The sequence below is a fragment of the Aquirufa sp. 5-AUSEE-100C1 genome (assembly GCF_054558655.1).
The window spans coordinates 221,526-243,228 of the sequence record NZ_JBPXKO010000004.1; the positions used below are offsets into that span (position 1 = coordinate 221,526).

The 21,703-nt window shown below is 42.8% G+C and carries 14 protein-coding genes; 8 read left to right on the forward strand and 6 right to left on the reverse strand.

Annotation, left to right across the window (positions count from 1 at the left end):
• Positions 1 to 2 precede the first annotated feature (2 nt).
• Entirely contained in the window at positions 3 to 1,904 is a 1,902-nt protein-coding gene (nagB, locus tag ACMH5P_RS10775) for a glucosamine-6-phosphate deaminase (protein WP_459494377.1), read from the forward strand.
• Here nagB and ACMH5P_RS10780 read toward each other — a convergent pair.
• From ACMH5P_RS10780 to ACMH5P_RS10795, 4 genes are all read right to left on the reverse strand, one after another.
• Positions 1,901 to 4,810 (reverse strand): FAD-binding and (Fe-S)-binding domain-containing protein, encoded by a 2,910-nt coding sequence (locus ACMH5P_RS10780; RefSeq protein WP_459494378.1) that lies wholly within the window; start codon positions 4,808 to 4,810, stop codon positions 1,901 to 1,903. The two genes, nagB and ACMH5P_RS10780, sit on opposite strands and share 4 nt — an antisense overlap.
• A gap of 12 nt (positions 4,811 to 4,822) precedes the next feature.
• On the reverse strand, positions 4,823 to 5,449 hold the full coding sequence (locus ACMH5P_RS10785; RefSeq protein WP_459494379.1) for a lysoplasmalogenase: 627 nt from the start codon (positions 5,447 to 5,449) through the stop codon (positions 4,823 to 4,825).
• A complete protein-coding gene (locus ACMH5P_RS10790; protein ID WP_459494380.1) occupies positions 5,449 to 7,044 on the reverse strand; it encodes a glycosyltransferase family 39 protein in 1,596 nt (531 codons plus the stop codon). Before ACMH5P_RS10790 ends, ACMH5P_RS10785 begins: the two co-directional genes overlap by 1 nt.
• A 70-nt stretch (positions 7,045 to 7,114) precedes the next feature.
• Positions 7,115 to 9,568: a ribonucleoside-diphosphate reductase subunit alpha gene (locus tag ACMH5P_RS10795; protein ID WP_459494381.1), complete on the reverse strand. Its 2,454-nt coding sequence runs from the start codon at positions 9,566 to 9,568 to the stop codon at positions 7,115 to 7,117.
• 523 nt (positions 9,569 to 10,091) lie between these two features.
• On the opposite strand from ACMH5P_RS10795, the gene ACMH5P_RS10800 reads away from it, so the two are divergent.
• The 5 genes from ACMH5P_RS10800 (at position 10,092) to ACMH5P_RS10820 (ending at position 14,487) form a co-directional block, all read left to right on the forward strand.
• Positions 10,092 to 10,334, forward strand: coding sequence for a type B 50S ribosomal protein L31 (locus ACMH5P_RS10800; protein WP_315576023.1), 243 nt, complete (start codon positions 10,092 to 10,094; stop codon positions 10,332 to 10,334).
• A 69-nt stretch (positions 10,335 to 10,403) separates the two neighbouring features.
• Positions 10,404 to 11,516 carry a putative sugar nucleotidyl transferase gene (locus ACMH5P_RS10805; protein ID WP_459494382.1) on the forward strand — a complete coding sequence of 371 codons (1,113 nt, stop codon included), beginning with the start codon at positions 10,404 to 10,406 and terminating at the stop codon, positions 11,514 to 11,516.
• 25 nt (positions 11,517 to 11,541) lie between these two features.
• Positions 11,542 to 12,669, forward strand: coding sequence for a DNA polymerase III subunit (locus ACMH5P_RS10810; protein WP_459494383.1), 1,128 nt, complete (start codon positions 11,542 to 11,544; stop codon positions 12,667 to 12,669).
• Entirely contained in the window at positions 12,656 to 13,588 is a 933-nt protein-coding gene (hemC, locus tag ACMH5P_RS10815; protein WP_459494384.1) for a hydroxymethylbilane synthase, read from the forward strand. The genes ACMH5P_RS10810 and hemC overlap by 14 nt, the downstream gene beginning before the upstream one ends.
• Positions 13,585 to 14,487 carry an SDR family oxidoreductase gene (locus ACMH5P_RS10820; RefSeq protein WP_459494385.1) on the forward strand — a complete coding sequence of 301 codons (903 nt, stop codon included), beginning with the start codon at positions 13,585 to 13,587 and terminating at the stop codon, positions 14,485 to 14,487. Before hemC ends, ACMH5P_RS10820 begins: the two co-directional genes overlap by 4 nt.
• A gap of 31 nt (positions 14,488 to 14,518) precedes the next feature.
• Here ACMH5P_RS10820 and obgE read toward each other — a convergent pair whose 3' ends face one another.
• On the reverse strand, positions 14,519 to 15,601 hold the full coding sequence (gene obgE, locus ACMH5P_RS10825; protein WP_459494594.1) for a GTPase ObgE: 1,083 nt from the start codon (positions 15,599 to 15,601) through the stop codon (positions 14,519 to 14,521).
• 189 nt (positions 15,602 to 15,790) lie between these two features.
• Complete coding sequence (locus ACMH5P_RS10830; protein WP_459494386.1) at positions 15,791 to 16,363, reverse strand: adenylate kinase; 573 nt, start codon at positions 16,361 to 16,363, stop codon at positions 15,791 to 15,793.
• Between the two features lie 283 nt (positions 16,364 to 16,646).
• Here ACMH5P_RS10830 and ACMH5P_RS10835 point away from each other — a divergent pair, with 283 nt between their 5' ends.
• A complete protein-coding gene (locus ACMH5P_RS10835; protein WP_459494387.1) occupies positions 16,647 to 19,856 on the forward strand; it encodes a SusC/RagA family TonB-linked outer membrane protein in 3,210 nt (1,069 codons plus the stop codon).
• Positions 19,857 to 19,892: 36 nt separating this feature from the next.
• Positions 19,893 to 21,671, forward strand: coding sequence for a RagB/SusD family nutrient uptake outer membrane protein (locus ACMH5P_RS10840; RefSeq protein WP_459494388.1), 1,779 nt, complete (start codon positions 19,893 to 19,895; stop codon positions 21,669 to 21,671).
• The last annotated feature ends 32 nt before the right edge of the window (positions 21,672 to 21,703 follow it).

Consider the following 21,703-nt stretch of genomic DNA (forward strand, 5'->3'; position numbering starts at 1 on the left):
CTATGGAACAAGCAATTAGCTTCGAACGTATCCCTACCCAAATTTTTGACGACTCCGAAAAAGCTTCGAAAGCGGTTGCCAATGAAATCGCCGCACTCATTCGTCAAAATAACCAAGCTAAAAAGCAAACCATCTTGGGCTTAGCAACGGGATCATCACCAAAAAAGGTGTATCAGGAACTCATCCGTCTTCACAAAGAAGATGGGCTCAGTTTCAAAAATGTGCACACCTTCAACTTGGATGAATACCACCCGATGGAACCCGATTCTGTTCAAAGCTATGTCCGTTTTATGCGCGAGCAGCTCTTCGACCACATCGATATACCGGTAACAAATTACCATATTCCCGATGGGACATTAACTATAGACAAGATCCCCGAATTTTGTCGGGCCTACGAAGCAAAAATTGAAAAATTAGGAGGATTTGATTTTTACCTGCTTGGTATTGGTCGGAACGGACACATCGGATTCAATGAGCCCGGCTCTGTCATTAATTCCAAAACACGTTTAATGACTTTGGACATCACCACAAAAATTGATGCTGCGATCGATTTCGGTGGACTTGAAAAAGTACCTAAACGTGCCATTACCTTAGGTATCGATAAAATCATGCAAGCTAAACGAATCGTATTGCTTGCCTGGGGTGAACATAAAGCGCAAAGTGTGGCAAAGGCTGTCGAAGGAACAATCACCTCAGATATCCCGGCATCCTATTTGCAGCAACACCCAAATACACTCTTCATCTTAGATGAAACTGCCGCTTCCCTACTTACCCGAATCAAAACACCCTGGTTGGTAGATTCTGTTACCTGGGATCGCAATATGATTAAAAAGGCAGTTACGCATCTCTCACTTCATTTAGGGAAACCCGTCTTAAAGCTAACGAGCAAGGACTACAACGAACATGGGATGTCGGATTTACTCTCCCTCTACGGGCAAGCCTACGACATCAACATCGAAGTATTTAACTACTTACAGCACACTATTACGGGTTGGCCCGGAGGAAAGCCCAATGCAGACGATACACACCGTCCGGAGCGTGCATTTCCAGCCAAAAAGAAAGTAATCATTTTTAGCCCCCATCCTGACGACGACATCATCTCCATGGGTGGAACTTTCCAACGCCTTCATGATCAGGGACATGATGTGCATGTCGTCTATCAAACCTCCGGAAATATTGCGGTAGCTGATGATGAAGCCCTACGTTTCGCTGAATTTGTCGTAGATTTCAATGAAAAGTTTGAAAGCTCCAACGCGAAGGCCAATAAAATCTACAAAGAGGCAGTCAAATTCCTGAAAAACAAAAAAGATTCCGAACTCGATATTCCATCGGTTCGTGAAATCAAAGGTCTCATCCGACAAGGGGAGGCTAAAAATACGTGTCGGTTCGTCGGCATTAAAAAAGAAAATGCCCACTTCTTAAACATGCCCTTCTACGAGACGGGTACCATTCGTAAGAAACCGATTGGCGAGGCCGATATCCAACTTATCATGGACATCATCGAGGAAGTACAACCTCATCAAATCTACGCGGCAGGTGACCTTGCTGACCCGCATGGTACGCACAAGGTTTGTTTAGATGCCATCTTTGAAGCTATCCAACGATTAAAACACCGTGAATACATGAAGAATTGCTGGGTGTGGCTTTATAAAGGCGCCTGGGCAGAATGGGATATCGATCAGATCGAAATGGCTGTACCGATGTCGCCCGACCAAGTTTTCAAGAAACGGATGGGTATCTTCAAGCACCAATCGCAAAAGGATGGCGTTGTCTTCCAAGGTGAAGATTCAAGGGAATTTTGGCAACGTGCTGAGGAACGAAACCGCGGCACTGCTCAAATCTACAATGCGCTCGGTTTAGCAGAATACGAGGCCATGGAGGCTTTTGTTCGTTGGAAATTCTAGGCCAAGGCCTCAAATAAAATCTCGGCGGTATGCTTCGCGTGGCGTTGCGTACCGTCGTGGATTTGATGCCGACAACTCGTTCCGGATGCCACAATTTCTACCTCAGCTGGCTGAGAACGTACCGTTGGGAACAAGACTAATTCCCCTATCTGCATCGATAAATCGTAGTGTTCCTTCTCATAACCAAAAGAACCCGCCATTCCACAGCATCCCGATGGGATTAACTGTACCTCAAAATTTTCCGGCAAAGACAAAGCCTTTTTAGCTGCCACCAATGAGCTCATTGATTTTTGTTGGCAATGACCATGTAATTTTAGCAGTTTCTTATCCGTCGCAAATAATTTACGATCAATGCGTTTGGCATCCGCCTCCCGAGCAATGAATTCCTCTAACAGCAATACATGCTTGCTTAATTCTTTCGACTTCGCTAACCAAGCCTCCGAAACTAAATCCGGATACTCATCCCGGAATGTCAAAATTGCGGAAGGCTCTATTCCCACCAAAGGAATATTTTCACTGACTAAACTTGACCATAATTCCACATTCGCCTGGGCCAATTTACGTGCCTCATCTAACATTCCTTTGGACAGGAATGAACGTCCCGAAATCGGATGCGATAAGGTCCGAACCTCATATCCCAATGCCTCAAGAAGTAAAACGGCTTTACGGCCTACTTCGGCATCATTGAAATTGGTAAACTCATCGATAAACAAGTAAACCGACTTGGTAGACTGAATAGACTTCCGTCCTTTCAACCAGGACCAAAGTGTCTGCTTCGCCAACAAAGGCATGGTGCGATCTGGATGGAAACCAACAACACGGTTGGCTATTCGACGAAAAACCGGAGTACCCATCACGAGGTTATACAAGAACGGAACTTTAGATGCGATGGATGATATCGTTGCAAAATGACCAATAAGGCGACTACGAATCGGCGTTCCATTTTCTTTTTGATATTGATACAGGAACTCCATCTTTAATTTAGCTACATCGACATTAGAAGGACATTCCGCCTTGCAGCCCTTACAAGCTAAACATAGATCCATCACCTCTTTGATCTCATGATGATCAAATCGATTTGGTTTGGTGGAACGGGTCAAGAATTCACGTAGAATATTCGCACGTGCACGGGTTGTTTCCTTTTCATTGCGCGTAGCCATGAAGGACGGACACATCGTTCCTCCTGAAACAGGCGTTTTCCGACAGTCTCCTGAACCATTACACTGCTCGGCATGTTGCAAAACATCCTGGTCATGGTAGCGAAATGCCGTCTGGAATTCAGGCGTTTGTTGGCCCGCCTCATAACGCAAAAACGTATCCATAGGCGGCGTATCCACAATCTTGTTGGGGTTAAAAATTCCTTTCGGATCCCACCAAGATTTCAATTCGCGCATTAATTGATAATTGGCATCGCCCACCATCCAAGGAATAAATTCCCCACGAAGACGGCCATCGCCATGCTCTCCCGATAATGAACCTTGGTATTTTTTGACCAAGTGGGCGATCTCCTCCGCTATATGTCGGAATTGTTTGTGGCCCTCTTCTGTCTTTAAATTGATGATTGGGCGCAAGTGCAATTCACCCGAACCGGCATGCGCATAATGCACACAGTATAAATTATTCGCCGATAAAATCTCATTGAATTCGGCGATAAAGGCTGGCAAATCATTCACATCGACCGCCGTGTCTTCGATCACCGCCACAGCCTTTTCGTCCCCAGGAAGATTCGACAAAAGTCCCAATCCTGCTTTACGTAGGTCCCAAACTTTCTTCACATCCCCACCCGTCACGAAAGGGAAATGATAGCCCAGATTTTCGGCCAGCATGGCCTCCTCGACAGCTTTGGCTTGCTTAGCTAAATCCGCTGCATTATCCGAACGCAATTCAACGACCAGAATGGCGCCAGGCTCCCCTTCCACAAAGAATCGATTTTGACTTTGTTCGGCATTTGCTTTGGTGCATTCCAAAATATAATGATCCATTAACTCCGACGCAGATGGATTGAAACGCAAGGCAATTAAATTGGCGCGTAAAGCCTCATCAATCGTATTAAAATGCGCACAAACCAATCCCAAATGTGTAGGAGGGAGAGGATCTACATGTACTTTAATCCGTGTTACAAAACACAGGGTTCCTTCAGAACCTGCCAATAAAGCACAAAAATTAAAAGGTGATTGACCGGGAATAAATGCCTCCGAGTTCAATAGCATATCAACCGCATAACCCGTATTACGGCGTTTAATTGTAGGCTTAGGAAACTCGGATTGAATATTTTTTTGATTGACCGGATTTGATAAGGCGGCAATCGTATGTGCATAAATGTTGTAAAGGCGTGAACCCGGCTGAAGGCTTTGAACCGTCTGATGGGGATCTTCTGCCTTAAAATGAACGAAAGTCCCGTCGGAGAGGTAACCCTCTACCTCCAACACATGATCTCGGGTAGACCCATAAACAACTGAATTAGAACCGCAGGAATTATTCCCTAACATCCCTCCAATCATCGCTCGATTGGCTGTAGAAGTTTCGGGCCCAAAAAACAATCCATGCTTTTTCAACTCGACATTCAACACATCACGAACAACACCGGGCTCGACCCAAGCATAGGACTCCTCCGCATTAATCTCTAAAATCCGGTTGAAATATTTGGAAACATCCACCACGAGACCATTTCCTACTACCTGACCAGCCAAAGAAGTACCAGCTGTTCTAGGAATTAAGGGAATCTGATGTTGGTCCGCGAATTGAATCAAGGTCTCAATATCCTGAATGGTCTCAGGGATAGCAACACCCAGCGGCATCTCGCGATAGGCTGAGGCATCTGTCGCATACAAAGTTCGCATAACGGAATCCGTATGCAATGCACCTTGTAATTTTGTCGCTAATTGATTGAGAACGTGAGCATCCATGAGCATCTGAAATTATCGCTGAGCATGCAATTTACACAATGCCTGAATGAGTAACAATTGAGCAAGGATATAAGTAGACATGACCGCAAACGAATTCCATGGATATTCAAATTTAAACTTGGCAAAAGCTAATAAACTATCCGATAGAACAAATAAAACGGCTCCGAAAGTCAGCGCCGAAACGCGTAATTGAAAAGCAAAATACAACATCGAACCCAAGGCGAGGGCGTAAACAATCACGGGACCTACCAATGCGGCGGGTAACAGCGGGTATAAATAGGCCAAGAAACCGACGACATACAAAAGCACCGGTATCAACCCCCATGACCATTTAAATGCCCCAAAACGGATAAACTGACGAATATAGGCAACTTGCATGAACAAGAAAGCGGCAAGCCCTAACTGGAAAAACAAAGGATTATTTCCAGGGATTAAAAGAAACACATCTCCCAGCCAAGCAAATAACAAAGTAATAAACAAAGTCCTTTGCGCTGCTAAATTCAAATTTCCCGCGTAAACATAGGCGGCTAATAAAATCATCAACAAGGGTTTCGTCACATAGCGAACAGAAGAATGAGCCATCGCCAATTCGATGATTGAGACAATTCCATAGGCGAAAAGGATTTTCTTCGATTGCATTAGTATCTGTATTTACCTTTCTTAAAATCAAAAAGAACTTCGACTTGTCCGTTTTTCCTTTTCAACAGAACTGAATCTTGCATGTAAGGATCAACCCGCTGAATGAATGAATCGGTATCATTCAAATAAAGATTTACATTCTGCGCATCCAATGGATCGATGACCAAATTACGTAAGTATTTGGAATCAAGCAGATTGGCCTTGGAAGAAGGATACACAACCGTATCTCCGGGTAGATATTTAGCCTGAATACTTGCAGCAATGATGGGATAAGGATTAGGTCCACGTCCCACAGAAAAGGTGTATTTTTGTTTTTGGTCGGAATACAACGGCGTGAATAGTTGTACTAACTGATAGGTCTGAGCAAGCAAGAATACACAAGCGAATATTCGATACCAAATGGCTTGACTAAGAAAATACTGAAATACGCCAACCGATATAAATATCCCAAAAGGTAGCCCAAAGCATGCATATCGCAAAAAGAAACCCGAGGTGGTTCCGGCATTTACCGCCGCGGCGAATAGAAACAATACGGGTAAACCTATCTGTATGACTCCCAAGACATATATTCCTCGAACGGCCTTATCCAGTGACTTGATCCATTGAAAAACCAAAAACAAAAAGATAAGCAACAAAATGCTACCTATTTTATATCCATGCTTAGCATATAAATCATTGGTCCAAAAAAAATGATCTGACACAATTGATACCGTACGCTTGAATAGGTTTGATGGCGAAGCAAATTCCAACCATCCCGGCACTTCGCCATTTTTCTTTATGTATGTCAATAACTGGTCGGCGGCATTCGCCTGAAAATCCATGAAATACCGGGCAGGGCCCCAGACAAACCAGGCAATAAAAGGTAACAAAACAATCACAAGACGGGAGCTCATATGGAGCCAAATCGATTTATCGCGAACAAAAAAGACGAGATAAACTAATTGCCCCACTAAGGCAAGGGCCGTCAAGTACGTACTGAACAAAGCACCCAAAGATGCCAGCACCCACAGAGCCAAGTATTTAGTATTTCGGTTAAGTTCGCCGTTACGTTTGATGACTAATAGCCAAAATAGGTAATTGGAAGCCGTCGTAAAAAATAAACTGGTAGCATAATTACGAGCCTGTTGGCTGTAAATCACATAAAAAGGCTCAATCGCCGCAAAAAAAACGATGGCTAAGGTCCAAACATTCGCCTTGGAAAACTGCCTCCCCCACCGAAACATGAGCCAGACAGTCAGCATGTTGAAGAAAACCGAAACACTCCGCATCGCTGCATCCCCTTTACCAAATAACCAGGCAAATAATTTCAGCATCATGTCGTGAACCAGGCTATTTCCACTAACATCCCCCCGGGCATCTGCATCGAGCCAAGATTTAATTCCACGAGGAGCCCAGAAATCCGCAGGGGTAAAGGTTTTGTCGGGGCGCATCAATTCACCCATTCCGCCTTGATTGGTATTTGCTACGCCCAGCAAGACGCTTGAACGTTCATCGGAGAATAAACTAAATGTCCCCAAATGGTATACCCGCAAAAAGAGAGCCAACAGAATCAATCCGAGAAATACGAAAAAATACAGTTCTTTCTTTATTTGCATAACATCCTAAAATATGAAAATCACCTAATCTTTCGACTAGGTGATTTTTGATATAAAATTGCGTGACTAATTATGAGCCGCAAGCCTCACATGCTTCTGGATTATCCAAAGAACATGTCATGTCCGCACGGTTCTGCGCATCATCAGTTGAGAATGAAGCCGCTGCCGCTGCTTGTGCTGCGTGAGCTGCGTATTGCAACTCCGTCTCGTGCACATCATTGGATTGCTCAATCGCCACTTCTGCTTGCTTCTCGATGGTAAACTTAATCGCATCCGCTGCAGCTTTCGTACGTAGGTAGTACATACCTGTCTTCAAGCCAAGCTTCCAAGCATGGAAGTGCATAGATGTCAACTTACCAAAGTTCACATCTTGAATGTGAATATTTAAGCTTTGAGATTGACAGATGTAAGCTCCACGATCAGCGGCCATTTCCAAAATGGTTTTTTGCTTAATCTCCCAAACTGTTTTGTACAATTCTTTCAGGTCTTGTGGAATCTCAGGAATGTTTTGAACAGATCCATTCGCAGAGATCAATTTGTTCTTCATTGATTCGTTCCACAAGTTTAACTTAATCAAGTCTTTCAATAAGTGCTTATTTACAACTGCAAACTCACCTGACAATACGCGACGCGCATAGATGTTCGATGTGTATGGCTCAAAGCACTCGTTGTTACCCAAGATTTGGCTCGTAGAGGCCGTTGGCATCGGCGCAACTAACAAGGAGTTACGAACACCATGCTCTACTACTTGCTGACGTAACTTTTCCCAATCCCAGTTTCCTGAAGATGGTGTAACATTCCACATATCGAATTGGAAAATACCTTTCGAAATAGGTGAACCCTCCCATGTTGAATATGGACCTTCTACTTTCGCTAATTCCATCGATGCTTCCATCGCCGCGAAATAGATCGTTTCAAAAATATCCTTGTTCAATTGCTTCGCAGCATCTGATTCGAATGGCATACGCAACATGATAAACACGTCCGCTAAACCTTGTACCCCTAGACCAATTGGACGGTGACGTAAGTTCGAATTACGCGCCTCTGGCACTGGATAGTAGTTTACATCAATGATTTTATTCAAGTTGACCGTAGCAGCCTTTGTTACCTCGTATAATTTCGCATGATCAAATTCCGCAACGCCTTGCTCGTTCGTACGAACATATTTAGGCAATGCCAATGATGCTAAGTTACATACAGCTACTTCATCTTTCGATGTATATTCCATAATCTCCGTACACAAGTTCGATGACTTGATTGTACCTAGATTCTTTTGGTTGGATTTGTTGTTCGCATGATCCTTGTACAACATATACGGTGTACCTGTCTCTGTTTGCGACTCCAACACTTTAAACCATAGCTCTTGCGCCTTCACAGTCGCACGCGCTTTTCCTTCTAATTCGTATTTGTGGTATAATGCTTCAAATTCTTCACCGTAGGCATCTGATAAACCTGGACACTCATGTGGGCAGAACAATGACCACTCCTCGTTGCTTTCCACACGCTTCATGAATAAATCCGGAATCCACAAGGCATAGAACAAATCACGCGCACGCATTTCTTCCTTACCGTGGTTCTTTTTCAATTCCAAGAAATCAAACACATCTGCATGCCATGGCTCCAAGTAAATCGCGAATGATCCTTTACGCTTTCCACCCCCTTGATCTACGTAACGTGCCGTATCGTTAAACACACGCAACATAGGAATAATACCATTCGATGTACCGTTGGTTCCCTTGATGTAGGATCCTGTTGCACGCACATTGTGAATGCTCAATCCAATACCTCCAGCCGACTGTGAAATCTTAGCTGTTTGCTTCAAGGTATCATAGATTCCTTCGATCGAATCATCCTGCATAGCTAGCAAGAAACATGATGACATTTGAGGCTTCGGAGTACCTGCATTAAATAAGGTTGGTGTCGCATGTGTAAACCAACGCTCAGATAACAAATTGTATGTATGAATGGCAGCTGCAATGTCAGCTCCGTGTATACCTACTGCAACACGCATCAACATGTGTTGAGGACGCTCAGCAATAGCACCATCCAACTTCAATAAGTATGATTTCTCTAAGGTCTTAAATCCAAAGTAATCGTAACCGAAATCCCGGTCATAGATAATCGCCTCATCCAACTCAACAGCATTCTTCTTGATGATGTCATAAACCTCCTTCGAAAGAAGGGCCGCATTCTGACCAGTCTTCGGATCGATGTACGTATAAAGACGCTTCATTGTCGCAGAAAACGACTTTAACGTGTTTTTATGCAGATTTGAAATCGCAATACGTGCAGCTAACGTAGCATAATCTGGGTGCTTTGTTGTCAAAGAAGCCGCCGTCTCCGCTGCTAAATTATCCAATTCAGTCGTCTTCACCCCATCATATAAACCCGAAATAACCTTTCTTGCCACCTCTAAAGGCTGAACAAAAAATGGATCCAGGCTGTAGCACAACTTTTCAATTCGAGCTGTGATTTTGTCAAACTTGACAGATTCGCGACGACCGTCTCTTTTAATTACGTACATGTGTTTCTTATAGAATATAAAATTAGAATAATCAATTTGTTGCACCCTGACCTAAAAGCATAAACACTCCCACCTAAGAATTTGTTTTTCTTATTTTTGATCGACCTTTTTATGGCTAAAATCAGTCGGTTGGCGGTTTTGTTTTTTGGCTTTTCGTATACCGGAAATTGAGGCACTTCCAGCGGCTTGGGCACTATGTAAAATTAGAAAAATTTGAGAGCCCGTGCAAACATTTTTCCAAGCTCAAACAGGTGAAAAATATTACATATTTAAAATACACTATGAGATAGCGCCTTAGGAAAATCCAATGGCCGTATACCTCTTGGAAAAGTACCATAAAATATTTTTTAAAAATTTTTTGATGGCTTTTAGGCTTTGATTTTATCAAAAAATATATACGCGTGTGATTTGTATTTATGTAGATAATAATTAATTTTGCAACCCGATTAAATGAAGTCTATTCCCAGAGATTTCTTCTACTATTTAAAACAGACGGCAGGGAATCGTCATTTTACAAAAAGCAATGAAAAAAGATATCCACCCAGAATACAAAGAAGTTGTATTTCATGATTTATCAGCGGATTACAAATTCTTAACTCGTTCTTGCGTTCAAACAACGGAAACGACTGAATTCGAAGGCGCAACTTACCCAGTATACAAGCTAGAGGTTTCATCTCAATCTCACCCTTTCTACACAGGTAAAAATGTATTGTTAGATACAACAGGTCGCGTAGACAAGTTCAACAAGCGTTACGCAAAGAACTAGTATTTGTTCAAGCATACAAAAAAAGCCTTCGCATGAAATCATGTGAAGGCTTTTTCGTTTATTTGTACTATGTGGAAGACGAGCCAACTTCTTAATGACCCCCAAATCGGCCTACAATTAAGGCCTTTGACCTATACCCGGCATCTTCGAGAGCTTTGGGTAGGCTTGTCTACCATCGAAGTAAAATGGACAGCCTACATCGATGAGCTTCCTACAGACATCTATCTATTGGGATCCTTAGTTCCTGACCCAAAGTTGATCAAGGAATTAAAGCAATTAGCATCTAACGAAGCCTTGTTTTGGGAAGACCAATGGATTGCGTATCGCAGCGATAACGAAGTAAGCATCCCAATAAATCGAAAAGTATTAGCAGATCGCCCCACTTATATTGCATACCCGGAAGATCTCATTTCAGTTAATAGCCAAGCGCTAGTGAACGAGATCCAAGCCAATGACGTTGATTTAGGCGATTTGACAAATAGAAGGAACACAATCATCCATCCTGAAAATTGTTACATCGATCCAAGTGCTGAAATTTCAGGTACTATCCTCGATGCGAGCCAAGGTCCTATTTACATCGGAGCAAATACCAAAATCCAGATCGGTACACTCATTCAAGGACCTGCCGCAATCCTCGATGGAGCGATCACGAATTTGGGCGCAAAGATTAGACCCAACACCACCATCGGCAAAGGCTGTAAAGTGGGTGGAGAAATCAGCGCAAGTCTCTTTTTCCCCTATTCAAATAAAGCCCACGAAGGATACCTCGGAAATTCCATCATAGGGTCATTTTGTAATCTTGGTGCGCTCACGACAGGTTCCAATGTTCGAAACGACCTGAAAAATGTTTATCTGTACGATTATCAAACCCAACAAGCTAGGGATACCGGACTTAAGTCTTTCGGTGTCCTCATGGGGGACTTTGTATGTACCGGAATTTTAACGAAGTTCAATACCGGTACGGTGATCGGCAATCATTGTAATATCAGCGGTAGTACTTTTTTACCCAAATTCATTCCATCGCTCACTTGGGGAGAATTCCCAAACGTCTCGGAGTACCTGCCCACCAAGGCCATCGAAAATGCAAAAGCGTGGATTCAAGCAAAAAATCAAGAAATCCCCGAAAATCTATTGAGCAAGCTCGAACAAATTTGGAAAGAGGAGGCAAATGCCCGAAATTAGCCTATTCATTTATTAGGGAAACCCAATGCGCTTTCAAGACATCCCCGGATTAGAGCAAACCAAAAAACAATTGAGCCAATCTGTTCTCAACGAACACATCGCACATGCTCAATTATTTCATGGTCCCACCGGTGGTGCCCAACTCGCCATGGCAATGGCCTTTACCTCCTTTTTGTTTTGTACGAACCGACAAGGCGATGATTCTTGCGGCACCTGCCCAAGTTGTCAAAAAGTTCACAAAGGAATACATCCAGACATCGTTTATTTATTCCCCTCTGTCACGACAAAAAAGGTTAAAGAGGCGGAATCTGATGCATTCCTACCCGAATGGAGATCATTTATCAGTACATCCTTATATAGAACATTACCCGAATGGCTAGGTGCCATGGGAGCTGAGGGAAACAAACAAGGGAATATTCCCGTAGAAGAAACCCGAAAACTTCTCGGAAAAATTAGTCTAAAACCCTTTGAGGCTCCATTTAAGGTTGTCATCATCTGGAACCCTGAATCCCTCAACCTTTCCTCCGGTAATGCGTTGCTAAAAACCTTGGAGGAACCCCCAAGTTCTACCCTATTTTTACTCGTCTGCTCAGATGCACAAAAACTTCTGACGACTATTTTGTCCCGAACTCAACGGATTGCTATTCAGACTGTGGATGAAGCTTCGCTATCCGAATATTTGGTCAAAGAAACAGGAACCAGCTTAGAAAATGCCCAAAATTTAGCCATCAGTTGCGAAGGAAATATCTCCTGGGCACTCGAAAAAGCGAAGTCGGAAAATCTGAGTACGTCGACCTGGTTTGCCGACTGGATGCGCGCCGTTTATCAAAAGAACTTAAGTAAATTAGTCGGCCTCTCAGAGCAATTTGACGGCCTAGCCAAAGAAGACCAAAAAAGCCTCCTGGAGTACGCATTGCATATTTTTCGCCAATGTGTCTACCAGATTTCCGACGCTCCAACCTTAATCAAAGCGCTCGAAAAGGAGAAACCATTTATCGCCAATTTTTCAAAGACATTGAATCGAAATGCGATTGAAAAAATAAGCGAAAAGGTTTCTACGGCACATTATCATCTGGAACGAAATGGCCGAGCTAAAATGATACATCTCGACTTATCTTTACAAATAATTCGCATCGCTAATGCCAACAAATAAATTCATCCGCATCGGTACAAGAAACTCCGCACTAGCCATGTGGCAGGCGCGCCATATTGCGGGTTTATTGGAAGCAGCTGGGTTGCTAACTGAGATCGTGGACATTGTAACGATTGGCGATAAAATACTAGATCGATCGCTCTCAAAAATCGGTTCAAAGGGTGTATTTACGGAAGAATTAGAGTCCATGTTAAGGAATGGGGAGATTGATATCGCCCAACATTCCGCAAAGGATCTCCCTTCAATACTTGCTACAGATTTACCACTGATTGCCTTTACAAAGCGCGAAGCTGCGCATGACGTGGTACTAAGTTTAAATCCGAAATTCCGTCTAGCCAATAAAGCCGCCGTTGTGGGAACATCCAGCACACGGAGACGGGCCATGTTGGCGAAAAACTTTCCTCAACATACCCTTGTGGAAATGCGTGGAAACCTACAAACTCGATTAGAAAAACTTAAAAATGGAGACTGCGAAGCGATGATTTTAGCCTATGCTGGTGTTCATCGCATGGGAATGGAATCCTATATTGTCGAACACTTGGATATCGACCGTTTCACGCCTGCCGTGGGACAAGGTTCGGTGGCTATCCAATGTTCTACGAGCTTGGATTCAGACCTACAACAACAAATTCGCCAAATTTGTAATGACCCTTCCACCGAAGCATGCTTGTTGGCAGAGCGACATCTATTAGCCCAGTTAGATGGCGGATGTAGCGTTCCTGTCTATGGGCATGCAAAACAGGGTGAACATGGGATGGAATTAATCGCCGGCGTGCTCGGATTGCGAGGAGAAATTGAATTAAAATCAAGAGCAATCGGAAATGACTCAATGAATCTCGGCACTCAAGTGGCCAATGAATTAATTGCACAAGGGGCTCAAGAATTATTGAAAGATATAAGGAAACAATTAGCATCATGAAAAAAACCATTCTCATCACGGGATCGAATGGCCTTTTGGGACAAAAGTTAGTGGACCTACTTTCTAAAGAAGAGAACATCCAACTAATCGCCACCGCTAAAGGAGAAAACCGATTACCTAACCTAGAAGGTTATGTTTATCAATCCCTTGATATCACGGACTCCCAACAGGTCAATGAGGTATTTGCTGCTTATAAACCTCAAATTGTTATTCATACGGCAGCGATGACGAATGTAGACACTTGCGAGAGTGATCTGGAAGGTTGCGAAAGTTTGAATGTCAAAGCCGTTGAATATTTAGTGAATGCCTGCGAAAAACAGGGAAGCTTTTTATGTCATTTATCGACCGACTTTATTTTTGATGGTGCAGATGGGCCTTATGATGAAGAGGCAACTCCAAATCCCATTTCCATTTATGGGGAAAGTAAATTAAAGGCAGAAAAAATCATCCAAGCATCTTCTATTCGTTGGGCGATTGCACGTACCGTGCTTGTTTTCGGAATTGTCCCAGATATGAGTCGGACGAATATTATCCTATGGGTAAAAAAATCCCTGGAGGAAGGCAAACAAATCAATGTAGTCACGGATCAATTTAGAACGCCTACCCTCGCAGAAGATCTGGCCATGGGTTGTTGGCTCATTGCACAAAAAAAAGCAGAGGGCATTTTCAACATTTCAGGAGAAGAATTATTAACCCCTTATGAAATGGCGATTCAAACGGCTGAATACTTTCATTTACCCAAAGAATTGATCAAGCCGGCGGATTCATCTACATTTACACAGCCGGCGAAACGTCCACCGAGAACGGGATTTATCTTGGATAAGGCAAAACGTGTTCTGGGGTATCAGCCTCGAAGCTTTAATGAAGGTATTGCCTTGTTAGCTAAACAAATTCAATAAAAAAGGTCGTCCATTCGGGCGACCTTTTTGTTTATTCAATTTCATCAATGAGTTGCTCGAAATCGTCTTGTGTTTGCAGGAGATTAATGGAACTTTCCACCTGCTTGGCGACCTCTTTGTTTTCCTCTTGTAAGGTTTCCCAAAGCAAGTCTTTCAACTCCTGAATGCCGGTATTTGTCACGGAAGAGATAAACACCAAGGGCAAATCTTTTGGTAGGCTTTCGCGCATCTCTTCTTCCATCTCTGGAATGGATAAATCCATTTTTGAAACGACCAATACACGGCGTTTATGCAATAATTCGGGGTTATATTTCTCTAATTCCCCGACTAAAATCTTGTATTCGTCTCCCCAGTTTTCGGCATCCGAAGGAATGAGAAAACACAGGATGGAGTTACGCTCAATGTGACGCAAAAAGCGTAAACCTAAGCCTTTTCCTTCAGCCGCGCCTTCGATAATTCCCGGAATATCAGCAACCACAAAAGATTTGTAATCACGGTAGGCAACTACTCCCAAATTAGGAACCAAAGTTGTAAAAGGATAATCGGCAATTTCGGGCTTAGCTGCAGAAAGAACGGATAAAAGCGTGGATTTACCGGCGTTTGGAAAACCAACTAAACCGACATCCGCTAAGACTTTTAATTCCATAATCACCCAACGTTCTAAGCCGGCTTCACCCGGTTGGGCATGACGCGGGGACTGATTCGTTGATGACTTAAAATGGGTATTTCCTAAACCGCCACGTCCGCCAGGTAACAAAAGGACTTTTTGGCCTTCCTCGGTAACTTCCGCTAGAAATTCGTTCGTCTCGGCATCTTTGACAATGGTACCTAAAGGTACTTCGATGAAGATATCTTCACCTTCCATACCGGACCGACGACCACCCTCTCCACCTTTGCCATTTTCTGCAATGATGTGCTTTTGGAATTTCAAATGCAGCAATGTCCAGTGTTGACTATTGCCGACGATGTACACATGACCTCCCCGACCGCCATCACCGCCATCCGGACCGCCTTTCGGGACGTGCTTTTCTCGTCTGAAGTGAGACGAGCCACTACCCCCACGTCCTGAACGCAAGTTGATTTTAACATAATCGATGAAATTTGAAGTCATAATTTGTTATTCGCTAGCACTAGTCGCTAGTCTGTTATTAAATGTAATTAGTCCGAAGTCCAACGTCCAACGTCCAAAGGCCGAGGTCCAACGTCCGAGGTCCGAGGTCCAACGTCCAAAGGCCGAGGTCCAACGTCCAACGTCCAAAGTCCAAAGGCCGAAGGCCGGAGGCCCCCTCTCACCTCTTACCTCTTAGTTCTTTTCGATGATCGAAACAATCTGTCCAAAAATAGCCTCAATCTCTCCTACCCCATTAATCCCGGTAAACTTCCCTTGATTGGCATAAAAATCAGCCACGGGAGCCGTTTTCTCGGTATATTCCTGAACACGCTTGCGAATTAAATCTTCATTTTGGTCATCGGGTCTGCCGGAAGTTTTTCCACGTTCTAAAAGACGTTGTGTTAATTCTTCTTGCTCAACTTCCAAGGCAATCATTTGAGAAATACCTACTCCGTGTTGGGTCAATAACGCATCCAGCGCAGCTGCTTGCGCAACGGTGCGAGGGAAGCCATCGAAGATAAATCCAGCAGCAGCCTTATTCTCATTTAACTTATTATCGATCATTCCGATAACCACGGCATCCGGAACCAAAATACCTTGATCCATCAATTTTTTAGCTTCCAAGCCCAAGGTAGTTCCTGCAGCAATTTCCGCACGCAATAAATCTCCCGTAGACAAGTGAATTAAGCCATATTTCTCAATCAATTTAGCCGACTGAGTTCCTTTACCGGCACCTGGAGGGCCAAACAAAACCAAGTTTAACATATTCTTTCTGTTATAATAAATGCAAAAGACAAAGGTAAGCAAAGCGAGCTGATTTACCTATGTCTTAAAGTCTAATTACCTGAATATTAAGGCTTCATGAACATTTAGTAAAATTTACAATTTATTCTAAAAATAATCACAAAAAAGTACATCATAGTTGAAAAAAATTTCTACATTGACCTCAATAAATGTTGGCGAATTGTGTTCGTCAGCTATCACTCAAAACTTATTTTTTATGAAAAACAATTTCTACGTAAGCAGAGTGGTCTTTCTAATGATATTCATGTTGTCACTATCATGGGTATCATTTGGACAAGACCGAAAAGTGACGGGTAGTATCTTAGACGCGACAGGCGGAGGTATTCCCGGTGTTTCTGTTGCCATTAAAGGTACCACAACCGGTACGACAACAGATGGAAATGGAGCTTTCTCCATTAATGTTAAATCGGGAAATGCCGAATTGGTCATTTCATCTGTGGGTTATGTTTCTCAAACAATCACGTTAGGTAATCGTTCATCGATTTCAGTTACCTTGAGTGAGGATGTTAGCCAACTGAGCGAGGTTGTCGTAACGGGTTACTCATCTCAACGAAAAAAAGACATCACAGGTGCCGTGGCAGTTGTAGGCGCGAAAGAATTGAATGCAGTTCCTTCAGCGTCGGTAACACAAATGTTACAAGGTCGTGCATCCGGTGTGACGGTTGGTAATGACAACTCACCCGGTGGTGGTACCATGGTTCGTATCCGTGGTTTCGGTTCGATCAACAACAACTCTCCACTTTATGTGATTGATGGTGTGCCAACTCAAGGTACATTGAACCAGATTAACCCGGCAGATATCGAGTCGATGCAGGTATTGAAGGATGCATCAGCGGCCTCTATTTACGGTGCACGTGCAGCGAACGGGGTTGTGATCATCACAACGAAGCGTGGTGGTGAAGGTGAGCCAAAGATTAATTTCGATATGTACACAGGTACTCAGAATGTTGGTAAAACCTTAGATCTATTGAATACCAAAGAATTAGGTCAATATTATTATGAGTCTGAAATTGGTGCAGGAAAACCAGCAGGTACTTCTCCATCCGCGCAGTATCGTTTTGGTGCTGACGGTTCTCAAACCATTGCAGATTATATTTATCCAAACGTATATGGTGCGCTTCCTGCAAACTACACGTACACAAACGATATTACAGATCCAAACTTAGGTAAGACCGCTTTCAACATTACGAAAGCCAACAAAGAAGGTACGGATTGGCAAAATGTTATTTTTGGGCCAGCGAAGATCTCCAACTACCAATTAGGAGCTACCGGTGGATCGAAAAATGGAAAATACGCGATTTCAGCAAGTTATTTTGATCAAGAGGGTATCTTGAAATATACAGGCTACAAGCGTTATTCAGTACGTGCCAATACGGAATTTAAAAAGGGTGCTATTACATTTGGAGAAAACTTCACAGTTTCCTACGATGAAAGAATTGGTGTTCCAGCAGGTAATAACAACGAATCCAACCCAATCATGTTTGCGATTCGTATCCAACCAATCATTCCGGTATTTGATATCACAGGAGGTCCAAAAGCGTTAGGGGGAACAAACTCATCTAATTTAAATGGTTTTGCGGGTTCAAGAGGCTCTAACCTGGGTAATGCACCTAATCCACTAGCCCGCCAATGGCGTGAGCGTGATAACCCTGTAAAGGCAACACATATTTTCGGAAACGTATTTACGGAAATTGAAATCATTAAGGATTTGAAGGCTCGTACAAGCTTAGGTTTTGAGTATAACAACTTTAATCAATCAGCTTATTTCAACCGGGATATCGAGGCGGCAGAAGCACGTAACGCAAACAGCTTAACAGTTTCGAATAGCTTTGACCGTGCGGTGACTTGGTACAATACCTTGAATTACAATAAAAAGATTGGTGACCATACAGTCAATGTATTAGTAGGTACGGAAGCCGTTTCAACCTATGCATTTGGATTTAACGCGGCTCGTTCAAACTTTGCTTTCGATGATTTATCTTACCGTTACTTGAACAATGGTTCCGCGGCAGGTCTATCTAATGCAGGTTCAGGAGCTACGATTACAGCTTTATTTTCACAATTCGGAAAAGTTAACTACTCATACAAGGATTTCTTGTTGGCAGACTTTACTTTACGTCGTGATGGTTCTTCTCGTTTTGCATCGACATACCGTTATGGTATTTTCCCTGCCTTCTCATTGGGAGCTCGTTTGACAGAATTAGCTTTTATGAAGGACTTAACCTTTATCAATGACTTGAAAATTCGTGGAGGTTGGGGTAAGACAGGTAACCAGTTGATTCCTAACGTATACAATGCATATACATTGTTTACACCAGATCCAAACAACAATGCCTATGACATTACGGGTTCTGGTAACTCAATCGCTACTGGTTTTGATATTGCTCAGTTTGGAAATACGTCTGGCCGTTGGGAAACAAATACATCGACCAACATCGGTTTTGATGCTAGCTTCTGGAACAACAAGTTGGATGTTAACTTAGACTGGTACACGCGTACAACTTCTGACATGTTAACTCAAGTACCTATTCCACGTACAGCGGGAACGGCAACAACTCCATTCGTTAACATTGGTGAAGTAAACAACACGGGTATCGACTTAAACGTTACTTATCGTGATCAAATCGGTGATTTCCGTTATGCCATTTCAGGTCAAATTTCTCAATACAAGAATGAGGTCGTGAAGTTGAATGATGATCCAAAGGCAACCGTTTTCGGATTCTCTACGCGTCTTCCAGCGATTTCAGTTACGAAAGCTGGTTTACCTATCGGTAGTTTCAATGGTTATGTGATTGATGGTATTTTCCAAAATCAAGCGGAAGCAGATGCATGGCCTAAATTTGGTTCATACAACAAAGCAGGTCGCTTTAAGTTCAAGGATGTCAATGGAGACGGAATTATCAATGCAAATGATAGAACCATCATTGGTAATCCTCACCCAGACTTCACTTACGGCTTAAATATTAACCTAGGATATAAAAACTGGGATTTAACCGTATTTGCGCAAGGAGTTCAAGGAAATGAAATCTTCAATTACTTGAAATACTGGACAGACTTTAACACCTTCCAAGGTAACCGTTCAAAAGACATGTTATATAATTCTTGGAAAAAAGAAGGAGATACCAAAGCCATTCTTCCAAAACTTGATTCTCAAGATGGAACGAGTCAGCAAATCTCAACTTACTTTGTGGAAGATGGATCATACATGCGTATTAAGAATATCCAGTTGACCTACAATGTACCTACAACATTCTTAAAGCGAATCAAGTTAAGCTCAATGCAGGTATATGTTCAAGGTCAAAACTTATTAACGCTAACAAAGTATAAGGGTCTAGATCCAGATATCAACTTAAGAAACTCAGGAGCAGACAATCAAGATACGCACATGGGTATCGATGAGGGTGCTTTCCCAGTTGCTAAATCATACAATGTTGGTTTAAGAGTAGGATTTTAATTAGTGATATCATTTGAAAATAAATCAGATATAAAAATGAAAAAGTTAATCATAATCGCATCATTAGTCGCGACAGTCGGTGTCAACTTTTCTTGTTCAGATAGTTTCTTCGAAATTGAGCCTCAGGGCGCTGCGTCGTTGACGTCATTAAGTAATAAGAATGGGGTGAATGCCTTATTAATTGGAGCTTACTCCCTATTGGATGGAGTAGGTGCTGGAAATACGGGACGGCAGTCCACGATTTCAAATTACGTATTTGGAGGAATCACATCCGGTGATGCTGTAAAAGGAACGGATATTGGTGATCAGCCAGAACAAGAATACATCGAGCAATTCTTGTGGCTTTCGGACAACACCTATTTCTTAGGAAAATGGCAACATACCTACGATGGTGTTGCTCGTGCCAACGAAGCAATCCTATTGGCGAAAAGTGCGGATGTAAAAGACATGACGGATGCTGAAAAGACACAGGTCGTAGCAGAAGCACGTTTCTTGCGTGGACACTATCATTTCGAGGGTAAGAAGATGTGGAATAATGTTCCTTACATTGACGAAACAGTCTACAAGCGCGATGATCCGAACTCAACCAAAGTTCCAAACGATAAGGATATTTGGTCGAATATTGAGGCTGATTTCAAATTTGCGGCGGATAATCTCCCAGCAACTCAGGCTCAAAAAGGACGTGCGACCAAATGGGCTGCGATGACCTATTTAGCGAAAGCTTATATTTTCCAAAAGAAATGGGCTGCTGCGAAGGCTTTGTTACTGGATGTCTATGCAAACTCAGGCAAGAGATTGGTAACAAATTACCATGACAACTATCGGAACACGACCAATAACAACATTGAGTCTATCTTCGAGGTTAACTTCTCTGTAAACGACGGTTCGACAGGTAATAACGGTAACGTGGGTGACAACTTGAACTGGCCTTACTCAGCTAACTCACCAGGACGTGGATGTTGCGGATTCTATTTACCCTCACAAAACTTAGTAAACTCATTCAAAACAACAGCGGATGGTTTACCAATGATTGGAGATAAAGCAGATGGTACAGCGGATACCTACAACCAAATCGACCTTCCAAATGACCAAGGTCTTAAGTCTGACCAAGCCTTCAATTTGGACAAGTCAATCCCAGTTGACCCTCGTTTGGATTGGACAGTAGGTCGTCGTGGTGTAAACTTCTTAGATTGGGGACAAATGCCAGGATTCTCTTGGATTCGTAACCAAAACTATTCAGGTCCATACATCGGTAAAAAATGGATGTATTACTTAGCAGATGAAGGTAGTTCAACACACTCAACAAGTAGACGTGCAACCAATAATAATTACCGTCTTTTAAAAATGTCATCCGTAATCCTTTGGTTGGCCGAATGTGAAGTTGAATTAGGTAACTTAGCTGAAGCAGAGAAATATGTTAACTTGATTCGTAACCGTGCTAAGACGGGAAGCGTACAAGATGCTTCTGTGAATTATGTGATCAATCCATATCCTGTGGGAACCTTTGCAGCGAAAGGCAAAGATTTTGCTCAAAATGCCGTTCGCATGGAAAGCCGCTTAGAATTCGCGATGGAAGGTCACCGCTTCTTCGATTTAGTTCGTTGGGGTATTGCTGAACCTTACATCAACAAATACTTGAAAGAGGAATCTGTTAATGGCAAGGACTTATCAGGAAGAACCTACAATAAGCGTGGATATTTAGTGGGTAAGTCATACAAGAAGGGATTAAATGAATACTTCCCTTTACCAAATGATGAAATCCTAAATTCACAAAAAGGTGGCGTACCTACCTTGAAGCAAAACCCAGGGTATTAATCTACCTCAGATTTTGTGAAAGAAAAGTCAGG